The following is an 11,269-nucleotide window of genomic DNA, read 5'->3' on the forward strand; positions in this document are numbered from 1 at the left end:
GCGAACGAGCATTCTACCCGGAAACGATGGTGAGGAAAGTGGTGGATTTCCACGATGCTGGCACAGCGCTTTGGCGGGGGCCCTCCTAACATAAGGCCTTTTCGAACAAGTTCAAGGTGCTGGAAGATGAAACGTCTCAGGGACATTTCCCAAAGAGATCATGGGGTTGCCGCCCTTGCAGGTCAGCCTGCCCTCTCAATTGAGCTATAAAACCGCCACAGCGGGAGTGTCCTGCGGTCAGTCCAGCGCCATGGCTTCTGTTAAGATGGCCAATCTGTAACCACCTGCGTACCCCCATGGCCTACAAGCCCTCCCCCGCCCAGCCTCCGGCCGCGCTGTTGCGTCAGGCCAGGCCACTGCGCCTGCTGCTCAACCAGGCCGAGCGCTTGGCCCATTTGCAGCGTCTGCTGGAAAGCCAGCTGCAACCGGCCGCTCGCGAGCATTGCCATGTGGCGTCCTGGCGAGATGGCACCTTGCTGCTGGTGGTGACGGACGGTCACTGGGCTACGCGTCTGCGCTATCAGCAGAAGCGCCTGCAACGCCAGCTTCAGGCACTGGAGGCATTCGGCAATTTGCAGCGCATCTTGTTCAAGGTGCAACCCCCGCTGGTGCCGGCCAAACGGGATGGCCAAGGTGTAGAGCTGTCCTGCAAGGCCGCCGAGAGTATCCGCGATTCGGCCGAGGGCATCGCCGACCCCAAGCTGCGGGCAGCCCTGGAACGGCTGGCAGCGCATGCCCAAGGCAAGGAAAAGGGCTGAAAACGCCCCATAAAAAAGGCCACCCGAAGGTGGCCTCAATGAACTAGAGAGTGTTCGAACTTACACGGCCGCAACAGGGCGCATGTAGGAGATCGGTGCCGTGCTGGCATTTTCGAAAGTGACCACTTCCCAGGCGTCCTTCTCAGCGATGAGCTTGCGCAGCAACTGGTTGTTCAGCGCGTGTCCGGACTTGTAGCCCTTGAACTCGCCGATCAGGCTGTTGCCCAGCAGGTAGAGATCGCCGATGGCATCGAGGATCTTGTGCTTGACGAATTCGTCTTCGTAACGAAGGCCGTCTTCGTTGAGCACGCCGTCCTCATCGACCACGATGGCGTTTTCCACACTGCCGCCCAACGCAAGGTTGTGCTTGCGCAGGTACTCGATGTCACGCATGAAACCGAAGGTACGGGCGCGGCTGACTTCCTTCACGAACGACGTGCTGGAGAAGTCGACACTGGCGCTCTGGGTCCGGTTGCGCAGTACCGGATGATCGAAGTCGATCTCAAAGCTCACCTTGAACCCGTCGAAAGGCAGGAAGGTGGCGCGTTTGTCGCCCTCCTCCACCGTCACTTCGCGCAGGATGCGGATGAACTTCTTGGCGGCGTCCTGTTCTTCCAGGCCGGCGGATTGAATCAGGAATACGAAGGGGCCCGCGCTGCCATCCATGATCGGTACTTCCGAGGCGGAGAGCTCGACGTAGGCGTTATCGATGCCCAGGCCCGCCATGGCGGAGAGCAGGTGCTCGACCGTATCGACCTTTACGTCACCGTTGACCAGCGTCGTCGACATGGTTGTCTCGCCGACGTTGGCCGCACGGGCCGGGATCTCGACGACGGGGTCGAGGTCGGCACGGCGGAAGACGATGCCGGTGTCCACAGGCGCTGGCTTGAGGGTCAGGTAGACCTTCTCCCCGGAGTGCAGGCCGACACCTGTGGCACGGATGGTATTCTTCAGGGTGCGTTGTCTAATCATGGCTTTGGCCGCTTCAGCGCAAATTGCGAACAGGTATCAACAAAGGCTGGGGATGATAACAGACCCGGCCTTTGCTGAACACCAATCACCCCTATACCCCTGATAAATTCCATTAATCGGCCTGGCGACGCAGGAACGCCGGGATGTCGAGGTAGTCCAGATCATCCTGTGGGTTGAGTTTAGCCGCTGCTGCGGCACCTCCGTGGGCCTGGTTGCGCATCACGGTCGGACGCTCCAGGTCGCGGTAATTGACGGCAGGCTGCTCCTGACGCACCGGTGCAGGGTTGGACGCCTCGTAGGCGGCGGCCGCGCTCTGCAGAGTGTTGTCGACGACTTTGACCGGTTTCTCGATACGTGCGCCCAGACCAGTGGCAACCACGGTCACGTGCAGCTCGTCGCGCATATCCGGATCGATCACGGTGCCGACCTTGACCATGGCATGGTCGGAGGCGAAGGCTTCGATGATGCTACCGACGTCGGAGTACTCGCCCAGGGACAGGTCCGGACCTGCGGTGATGTTCACCAGGATGCCGCGGGCGCCCTGCAGGTTGACGTCTTCGAGCAGCGGGTTGCGGATCGCCGCCTCGGTGGCTTCGCGGGCACGGTTCGGACCGCTGGCGCAGCCGGTACCCATCATCGCCATGCCCATCTCACCCATTACGGTGCGCACGTCGGCGAAGTCGACGTTGATCATGCCCGGACGCTTGATGATGTCGGAGATACCACGCACGGCGCCAGCCAGTACGTCATCGGCCTTGGCGAAGGCCGACAGCAGGCTTGCATCCTTGCCCAGGATGGTCAGCAGCTTCTCGTTGGGGATGGTGATCAACGAGTCGACGCTTTCGGCCAGCATGCGGATGCCCTCGTCGGCGATCTGCATGCGCTTGCGACCTTCGAACGGGAACGGACGGGTCACCACCGCAACGGTGAGGATGCCCATTTCCTTGGCCACTTCGGCGATGATCGGCGCAGCACCGGTACCGGTACCGCCGCCCATGCCAGTGGTGATGAAGACCATGTTGGTGCCCTGCAGCACCTCAGCGATACGCTCACGGTCTTCCAGCGCGGCCTGACGGCCGACTTCCGGATTGGCACCAGCACCCAGGCCCTTGGTGACACCGGTACCCAGCTGCAGGATGGTGCGCGCGCCGATGTTCTTCAGCGCCTGGGCATCGGTGTTGGCGCAGATGAACTCGACGCCTTCGATGTTGCTTTTGACCATGTGGTTGACGGCGTTGCCACCACCACCACCGACACCGATCACTTTGATGACCGGACTTTGCGGGACGTTGTCTACGAGCTCGAACATTTTCCCTCTCCTTAACTGTTCTCTAGTTTTTGCGCCTACCACTACTGCTTTGAAACTTAGAAGTTGCCCTGGACCCAACGCTTGAATCGTTCAAGCACCGGAGCCTTCGGTTCATCGCCATAGCTGTTGTTGCTGCTGTTGCCGGTCAGGGGCAGGTCCTCGGTCTGCTTTTGCAGGCCGTAGGTGAGCAAGCCCACGCCGGTGGAATAGATCGGGTTGCGCACGACATCGCTGAGCCCCCGAACGCTGTGCGGTACGCCAAGGCGCACCGGCATGTGGAAGATTTCCTCGGCCAGTTCCACAGCGCCTTCCATCTTGGAGGTGCCGCCGGTCAGGACGATGCCGGCCGGCACCAGATCCTCGTAGCCGCTGCGACGCAGCTCGGCCTGGATCAAGGTGAAGAGCTCGTCGTAACGGGGCTCCACCACCTCGGCCAAGGCCTGGCGCGACAGCTCGCGCGGTGGGCGGTCGCCCACGCTCGGCACCTTGATGGTCTCGCCAGCGCCGGCCAGCTTGGCCAAGGCACAGGCGTAGCGGATCTTGATTTCCTCGGCGTACTGGGTCGGGGTCCGCAGGGCCATGGCGATATCGTTGGTCACCTGGTCGCCCGCGATCGGGATCACCGCGGTGTGGCGGATGGCACCCTCGGTGAAGATGGCGATGTCGGTGGTACCACCACCGATGTCCACCAGGCACACGCCCAGTTCCTTCTCGTCATCGGTCAGCACCGAATAGGCCGACGCCAGTTGTTCGAGGATGATGTCGTCGATTTCCAGACCACAGCGGCGCACGCACTTTTCGATGTTCTGGGCGGCGTTGACTGCGCAGGTGACCACGTGGACCTTGGCTTCCAGACGCACACCGGACATGCCCAGAGGCTCGCGCACGCCTTCCTGGTTGTCGATCACGTAGTCCTGCGGCAGGGTGTGCAGCACCCGCTGGTCTGCCGGGATGGCCACGGCCTGGGCGGCGTCCAGTACGCGCTCGAGGTCAGCGGTGCTGACTTCGCGATCGCGAATCGCGACGATGCCGTGGGAGTTGAGGCTGCGAATGTGATTACCGGCGACGCCGACGAACGCCGAGTGAATGCGGCAGCCGGCCATCAGCTGCGCCTCTTCCACCGCGCGCTGGATCGACTGCACGGTGGACTCGATGTTCACCACCACGCCTTTCTTCAGGCCGCGGGAGGGATGGGTACCGATGCCCACGATTTCCAGTGTGCCGTCAGCGGCTACCTCACCCACCAGCGCCACCACCTTGGAGGTGCCGATGTCCAGCCCGACGATCATTTTGCCGCTATGCGCGTTTGCCATGGTCCTGCCTCTCTCTAATTCTTCGCAACGGCGGGTTGGGCCGTCGTCGGTGCAATCGGTTCCCGCCAGCCAACGGCAAGCCCGTTGGCGTACCGCAGATCAACGCGGGCGATGTTGGTGATCTGCTCTTTGAGTGTCTTGTCGTAAATGGCAATGAAACGGCGCATCTTCTCCACCAGATGGTCGCGCCCCAGCAGCAGCTCGATCCCAGGCCCGGCGCTACCCGCGCCGGTGGTGAGGAACCAACTGCCTCGCTCGCGCAGCTCCAGGCGAGCGATGGAAAAGCCCAGGGGGCGCAGCATCTGGCTCAATACTTGATACTGCTGCATGACTTGTTGCTGAGCGCGCTGCGGCCCGAACAGCTGCGGCAGGTGCTCGTAGTTGGCCAGTTCGCGCGGGGTGAAGGCCTGGCCTTGGTTGTTGAGCAAGGCTTCGTCGCCCCAGCGCGCCACCGGCAACTGTTCTTCCAGGCGGATCACCACCTCGTCCGGCCATACCCGGCGGACTTCGGCATGGGCGATCCATGGCATCTGTTCGAGCTCCAGGCGCATCGCCGTCAGGTCGACACTGAAGAAGCTTGCGGCCACGTACGGCGCGATCCGCTGCTGCACTGCCTGCTGGCTGATGTAGCTCAGGTCGCCCTGCACGGCGATCTTGGTGATCGGCCGGTCGGCATACGGCATCAGGCGCACGGCGCCTTCATAGGCCCCGAAGCCTGCAGCGACCAGCAACACCGGCCACAGCAAGCGTTTGAGGCCGCCCAGGCTGGGCCGCGGCAGGCGCGCCGATACGGGCTCGTCGGCCACCAGTCGGCTGGCACCACGCGGCACCGGCTTGCTACGGCCGGTAACGGGTTGCTGCTGACGTATCATCGCGCCGTGCATGGCTCTTAACCTCGCGTCGCTACGCTTTCGGCCAGGATCGCCAGCACCAGTTGCTGGAAGTCCAGACCGGCCGCGCGGGCCGCCATCGGCACCAGGCTATGGTCGGTCATGCCGGGTGCGGTGTTGACTTCGAGCAGCCAGAACCGGCCCTGCTCGTCCTGCATCACGTCCAGACGCCCCCAGCCTTCGATGCCAATGGCATCGCAGGCGCGTGCGGTCAGTTCGATCAGTTCCTGTTCCTTGGCGTTGTCCAGGCCGCACGGGATGCGGTATTGGGTATCGTTGGCCAGGTACTTGGCGTCGTAGTCGTAGAACACGTGCGGCGTGCCCAAGGCAATCGGAGGCAGCACCTGACCGCGCAGCACGGCCACGGTGAACTCCGGACCATGGATCCACTGCTCGACCAGCACCTGGGAGTCGTAGCGGGCGGCATCGCGCCAGGCAGCGACCAGCTCCTGCTCGTTGTTCACCTTGGCCATGCCGATACTGGAACCTTCATGGGCCGGTTTGACGATCAACGGGAAGCCCAGTTCCTTACCGGCCTCGACACAATCGTGCTCGCTGCCCAGCACGGCATGGCGCGGGGTCGGAATGCCCAGGCTCTGCCAGACCTGCTTGGTGCGCAGTTTGTCCATCGCCAGCGCAGACGCCAGGATGCCGCTGCCGGTGTAGGGAATGTCCAGGCACTCCAGCAGGCCCTGCATGCTGCCATCTTCTCCCCCACGGCCGTGGAGAATGATGAAGGCGCGGTCGATCTTCTCGCTCTGCAGGCGTGCCAGCAGGTCATCGCCCACATCGATGCCGACCACGTCGACACCGGCGCTGGTCAGCGCTTCGAGCACCGCCTTGCCGGACTTGAGCGACACCTCGCGCTCGGCGCTCTTGCCGCCGTACAGCACAGCGACGCGACCGAAGGCTTTTACGTCCAGGGTCGAGTGCAATTGGTCGTAGGCGCTGCTCATTTCGACTTCTCCTGGCTGGCGACGGCGCCAGCGAACAGCGGGCTCTTGATCAGTTGCGGGGCCAGGCCGCCGATGTCACCGGCGCCTTGGCACAGCAGGATGTCGCCGGCGCGCAGCAATGGCTTGACCAGCGGCGCAAGATCGACACCCCGTTCGATGTAGATCGGGTCCAGTTGGCCGCGCTGACGGATGCTGTGGCACAGCTGGCGACTGTCGGCCCCCGGGATCGGCTCCTCGCCGGCCGGGTAGACCTCCATCAGCAGCAATACGTTGGCGTCGGCCAGTACCTGTACAAAGTCGTCGTACAGGTCGCGGGTGCGGCTGTAGCGGTGCGGCTGATAGACCATCACCAGACGCCGGCTCGGCCAACCGCCACGCACGGCCTTGATTACCGCGGCCACTTCGGTCGGGTGGTGTCCGTAGTCGTCGACCAGCATCACGCTGCCGCCTTCGACCGGCAGCTCGCCGTACACCTGGAAACGCCGGCCCACGCCCTGGAAGCCGGACAGGCCCTGGACGATGGCGTCGTCGCTGATGCCTTCGTCGGTGGCGATGGCAATGGTGGCCAGGGCATTGAGCACGTTGTGGTTGCCCGGCATGTTGACCGAAACCTCCAACGGCTCGCAGTCGCGGCGCAACACGGTGAAGTGGGTCTGCATGCCTTCCTGGCGAACGTTGATGGCGCGCACGTCAGCTTCTTCGCTGAAGCCGTAGGTGACGCTCGGACGCTTGACCTGTGGCAGGATCTCGCGCACCACCGGATCGTCCAGGCACATCACGGCCAGACCGTAGAACGGCAGGTTGTGCAGGAACTCGACGAAGGTTTTCTTCAGTTTGTTGAAGTCGCCTTCGTAGGTGGCCATGTGGTCGGCATCGATGTTGGTGACGACCGCGACCATCGGTTGCAGGTGCAGGAAGCTGGCGTCGCTCTCATCGGCCTCGGCGATCAGGTAGCGGCTGGTGCCGAGCTGGGCGTTGGTGCCGGCTGCGGTCAGGCGCCCACCGATGACGAAGGTCGGATCCAGGCCGCCGGCGGCGAACACCGATGCCAGCAGGCTGGTGGTGGTGGTCTTGCCATGGGTACCGGCCACGGCGATGCCATGACGGTAGCGCATCAGCTCGGCGAGCATTTCGGCGCGCGGCACCACAGGAATGCGCCGCTCGAGGGCGGTGGCGACTTCCGGGTTGGCCGGATTGATGGCGCTGGACACCACCAGTACATCAGCGTTGGCGGCGTTCTCGGCACGGTGGCCGACGAAAATCTCGGCGCCGAACGACTCCAGGCGCTCGGTGACCGGGGACGCTTTGAGGTCCGAACCGGACACCTGGTAGCCCAGGTTCAGCAGCACTTCGGCGATGCCGCACATGCCCACGCCGCCGACACCGACGAAGTGGATGCGACGGATGCGGCCCATTTTCGGCTGGGGCATGGCTTTCTGGCTCTCAACCATGGGCCACCTCCAGGCAGATATCGACCACGGTGCTGGTTGCGGCAGGTTTGGCCAGGCGCCGTGCGGTGCTGGCCATGGTGTTGAGTTTCTCGGGTTGCATCAGCACCTCGTTCAGGCGTTCAGCGAGCTGCGCTGCGCCAGTTGTCGCTTGTGGCATCAGGAAGGCAGCGCCTTCACGAGCCAGGTATTGGGCGTTGTGGGTCTGGTGGTCGTCGATGGCGTGGGGCAAAGGCACCAGCACCGAGGGCAGGCCTGCCGCAGCCAGTTCGCTGACGGTCAGGGCACCCGCCCGGCATACCACCATGTCAGCCCAGCCATAGGCATGGGCCATGTCCTTGATGAAGGGCTCTACCTGAGCCTCGACCCCCGCCTCGCGATAACGCTCGGCGGTGATCGGCGCGTGTTGCTTGCCGGCCTGATGGAACACCTCGGGGCGCAGGCTCGCAGGCACTTCCGACAGGGCCTTAGGCAGCAATTTGTTCAATGGTTCCGCACCCAGGCTGCCACCGAGCACCAACAGGCGTGCGCGGCGCTCGGCCAACGGGGCGCGTGGCGCCTCCAAGAACAGCTCCGGGCGCACCGGATTGCCGGTAGTGCGGCGCTTGCCGCTGGCCTGGAACGTGTCCGGGAAAGCTTCGCAGACTCGCGCCGACAGCGGCACCAGCAGCCGATTGGCGGTACCGGCGCGGGCGTTCTGCTCATGGATGACCAGCGGCACACCACACAGCCGCGCGGCAACACCGCCCGGGCCGGTCACGTAGCCGCCAAAGCCCAGCACGCAGACCGGCTTGAGCTGACGGATGATACGTCGCGCCTGGAGCACCGCCTTGACCAGCGTGAACGGCGCCTTGAGCAGCGAAAGCTTGCCTTTGCCGCGCAGGCCGCTGACCTGGATCAGGTGCAGGGGCAGACCTGCCTGGGGCACGAGTTCGTTCTCGATACCGCGCGGGGTACCCAGCCAATGCACGCTGTAGCCACGGGCCTGGAATTCACGGGCGCAGGCCAGGGCCGGGAAGACATGCCCCCCGGTGCCACCGGCCATGATCAGAACGTTTTTGCCGTCAGCGGCCATGGTAGGTCTCCTCGGCAAAATCGCTTTCCTTGAACTCGTGCTCCTCGCTGCCCAGGTGCGTGCGGCTTTCCCACTCGATGCGCAGCAGCAATCCCACGCAGGCACAGCAGATCACCAGCGAACTGCCGCCGTAGCTGAGGAACGGCAGGGTCAGGCCTTTGGTCGGTAGCAGGCCGACGTTCACGCCGATGTTGATCAGGAACTGGCCGATCCACAGGAACGCCAGGCCGAACGCCATGTAGGCGGCAAAGAACTGCTTGGCCTTTTCCGCCCACAGGCCAATGTACAGGGCCCGCACGGTGACGAAGACGAACAGCGCCACGGTGCACAGCGAGCCGACCACGCCCAGTTCCTCGGCCAGGACCGAGAACACGAAGTCGGTGTGCGCTTCAGGCAGGTAGAACTGCTTCTGCACGCTGTTGCCCAGGCCCACGCCCAGCCATTCGCCACGCCCGAAGGCAATCAGTGCCTGGGTCAGCTGGTAGCCGGAGCCGAACTGGTCGGCCCAGGGGTCGGTGAAGGTGATCAGACGCGCCATCCGGTAGGGCTGGGCCTGGACCAGAATGAACACCGCCACCACCGCCAGCACCACCATCAAGCTGAAGCGGAACAACCCCACCCCGCCGAGGAACAACATGGCTGCGGCTGCGCCCATCATCACGACGGTGGCGCCGAAGTCCGGTTCCATCAGCAGCAGGCCGGCCATGGGCAGCAGGACGATGAAGGGTTTGAAGAAGCCCATCCAGCTCTCACGGACTTCCTGCTGGCGACGTACCAGGTAGCCGGCCAGGTAGATGACCACGAAAACCTTGGCAATCTCGGAGGGTTGGACGTTGAAGAAGCTGAAGCCGATCCAGCGCATGGAACCGTTCACTTCCCGGCCAATGCCTGGCACCAATACCAGGAACAGCAAGCCAAAGGCACCGACCAGCATCATGAAGCCCATGCGCTGCCAGGTGGCGATCGGCACCATCATGGTCGCGCCACAGGCGACCAGGCCCAGGGCCACGTACACCAGATGGCGGAACATGTGATACAGCGGGTTGCCCGACTGCACTGCGGCCACTTCCGAGGAGGCCGAGGTGATCATCACCAGGCCCAGGCCCAGCAGCGCCAGACAACCGGCGAGGAAGGCGAAGTCCAGGTCGATGCCGCGGCCGCTGATCAGCGGCGATGGATAAGGCTTGAGGATGCCGAAGATCATGCCAGCCCCTCCGCTGCCCGGGCGAACAGACGTCCGCGCTCTTCGAAGTTCTTGAACATGTCGAGGCTGGCGCAGGCCGGCGACAAGAGCACGGCATCGCCTGGCTCGGCCAGCTCGGCGCATTGCTGCACGGCTTCATCCAGGGTCTTGACCCGAACCTGGTGCACGCCCTCGCCCAGCGACTGGGCCAAGCGCTCGGCATCCCGCCCCAGCAGGACCACGGCGCGGCAGAAACGCGCCACCGGCTCACGCAATGCCGAGAAGTCCGCTCCCTTACCGTCGCCACCGGCGATGAGCACCAGTTTGCCGTCGATATCCGCTCCCAAACCTTCGATCGCCGCCAGGGCAGCACCGACGTTGGTGGCCTTGGAGTCGTCGTACCAGTTGACACCGTTGCGCTCACGCACCCATTGGCAACGGTGGGCGAGCCCGGTGAACTCACGCAGCGCTTCGAGCATCGGCGCGAACGGCAGGCCCACGGCATGACCCAGGGCCAGGGCGGCCAGGGCGTTGCTCTGATTGTGGGCACCGCGGATCTTCAGTTCACGCACCGGCATGAGGGTCTGGAATTCGAAGGCCAGGTACTTCTCGCCGTCCACTTCACGCAGGCCGAAAGCCTTGAAGTCTGGAACGTTCAAGCCAAAGGTCCAGCACGGGCGGCCCTCGACCGGCAACGGCCGGCTCAAGGCATCCTGGCGGTTGACCACCACCTGGCGAGCGCCACGGAAGATCCGGTGCTTGGCCAGGTGATAGGCCGGCAGGCCGCTGTAGCGGTCCATGTGGTCTTCGCTGATGTTCAGCACAGTGGCCACTTCAGCGTTGAGCTGGTCGGTGGTCTCCAGCTGGAAGCTGGAAAGCTCCAGAACATACAGTTCCACCGTGTCATCCAGCAGATCCAGCGCCGGCGTACCCAGGTTGCCGCCCACCGCCACACGCTTGCCCGCCTTGGCGGCCATTTCGCCGACCAGGGTGGTCACGGTGCTTTTGGCATTGGAGCCGCTGATCGCCACGATGGGCGCCTTGGCATGACGCGCGAACAGCTCGATGTCGCCGGACAGCGTCACGCCGCGGGCCGCAGCCTGCTGCAGGGCCGGGGTGGCCAGGGCCAGGCCAGGGCTGACATAGAGTTCGTTGGCGCGGCACAGGAAGTCCACGTCCAGCTCGCCACAGCGCACTTCCACCTGCGGATATTCACGACGCAGGGTTTCCAGTTCCGGCGGCTGCTCGCGGGTATCGGCGACCGCAAAGGCAATGCCCCGGCTCGCCAGGAAGCGAACCAGGGACATGCCGCTCTTGCCGAGGCCGACAACGATGCGGAATTGGTCGGAAGCGATCAATGACACG

At 64.0% G+C, this 11,269-nt stretch carries 10 protein-coding genes; 1 reads left to right on the forward strand and 9 read right to left on the reverse strand.

Features of this window, described 5'->3' with window-relative positions:
- The first annotated feature begins 296 nt into the window (after positions 1-296).
- A complete protein-coding gene (locus tag DQ397_RS22535; protein WP_043207527.1) occupies positions 297-758 on the forward strand; it encodes a DUF721 domain-containing protein in 462 nt (153 codons plus the stop codon).
- A 60-nt stretch (positions 759-818) separates the two neighbouring features.
- On the opposite strand, the gene lpxC is transcribed toward DQ397_RS22535, so the two are convergent.
- The 9 genes from lpxC to murD all read right to left on the reverse strand — a co-directional run bounded on the left by lpxC (position 819) and on the right by murD (position 11,268).
- The gene (gene lpxC / locus DQ397_RS22540; RefSeq protein WP_043207525.1) at positions 819-1,730 is read right to left on the reverse strand and encodes a UDP-3-O-acyl-N-acetylglucosamine deacetylase; all 912 of its coding nucleotides are present in this window, start codon (positions 1,728-1,730) and stop codon (positions 819-821) included.
- 112 nt (positions 1,731-1,842) lie between these two features.
- Positions 1,843-3,039, reverse strand: a complete 1,197-nt coding sequence (gene ftsZ, locus DQ397_RS22545; protein ID WP_043207523.1) for a cell division protein FtsZ — start codon at positions 3,037-3,039, stop codon at positions 1,843-1,845.
- 56 nt (positions 3,040-3,095) lie between these two features.
- Positions 3,096-4,352 carry a cell division protein FtsA gene (gene ftsA / locus DQ397_RS22550; protein WP_043207521.1) on the reverse strand — a complete coding sequence of 419 codons (1,257 nt, stop codon included), beginning with the start codon at positions 4,350-4,352 and terminating at the stop codon, positions 3,096-3,098.
- Positions 4,353-4,366: 14 nt separating this feature from the next.
- Positions 4,367-5,236, reverse strand: a complete 870-nt coding sequence (locus DQ397_RS22555) for a cell division protein FtsQ/DivIB (RefSeq protein ID WP_043207518.1) — start codon at positions 5,234-5,236, stop codon at positions 4,367-4,369.
- Between the two features lie 5 nt (positions 5,237-5,241).
- The gene (locus DQ397_RS22560) at positions 5,242-6,198 is read right to left on the reverse strand and encodes a D-alanine--D-alanine ligase (protein WP_043207514.1); all 957 of its coding nucleotides are present in this window, start codon (positions 6,196-6,198) and stop codon (positions 5,242-5,244) included.
- Positions 6,195-7,649 carry a UDP-N-acetylmuramate--L-alanine ligase gene (murC, locus tag DQ397_RS22565; RefSeq protein ID WP_043207512.1) on the reverse strand — a complete coding sequence of 485 codons (1,455 nt, stop codon included), beginning with the start codon at positions 7,647-7,649 and terminating at the stop codon, positions 6,195-6,197. The genes DQ397_RS22560 and murC overlap by 4 nt, the downstream gene beginning before the upstream one ends.
- Positions 7,642-8,721 (reverse strand): undecaprenyldiphospho-muramoylpentapeptide beta-N-acetylglucosaminyltransferase, encoded by a 1,080-nt coding sequence (gene murG / locus DQ397_RS22570; RefSeq protein ID WP_043207510.1) that lies wholly within the window; start codon positions 8,719-8,721, stop codon positions 7,642-7,644. Before murG ends, murC begins: the two co-directional genes overlap by 8 nt.
- The gene (gene ftsW / locus DQ397_RS22575; RefSeq protein WP_043207508.1) at positions 8,711-9,925 is read right to left on the reverse strand and encodes a putative lipid II flippase FtsW; all 1,215 of its coding nucleotides are present in this window, start codon (positions 9,923-9,925) and stop codon (positions 8,711-8,713) included. Before ftsW ends, murG begins: the two co-directional genes overlap by 11 nt.
- Positions 9,922-11,268 carry a UDP-N-acetylmuramoyl-L-alanine--D-glutamate ligase gene (murD, locus tag DQ397_RS22580; protein WP_043207556.1) on the reverse strand — a complete coding sequence of 449 codons (1,347 nt, stop codon included), beginning with the start codon at positions 11,266-11,268 and terminating at the stop codon, positions 9,922-9,924. The genes ftsW and murD overlap by 4 nt, the downstream gene beginning before the upstream one ends.
- Between the last annotated feature and the right edge of the window lies 1 nt (position 11,269).

The organism is Pseudomonas sp. CK-NBRI-02, from assembly GCF_008124495.1.
GTDB lineage: Bacteria > Pseudomonadota > Gammaproteobacteria > Pseudomonadales > Pseudomonadaceae > Aquipseudomonas > Aquipseudomonas guariconensis.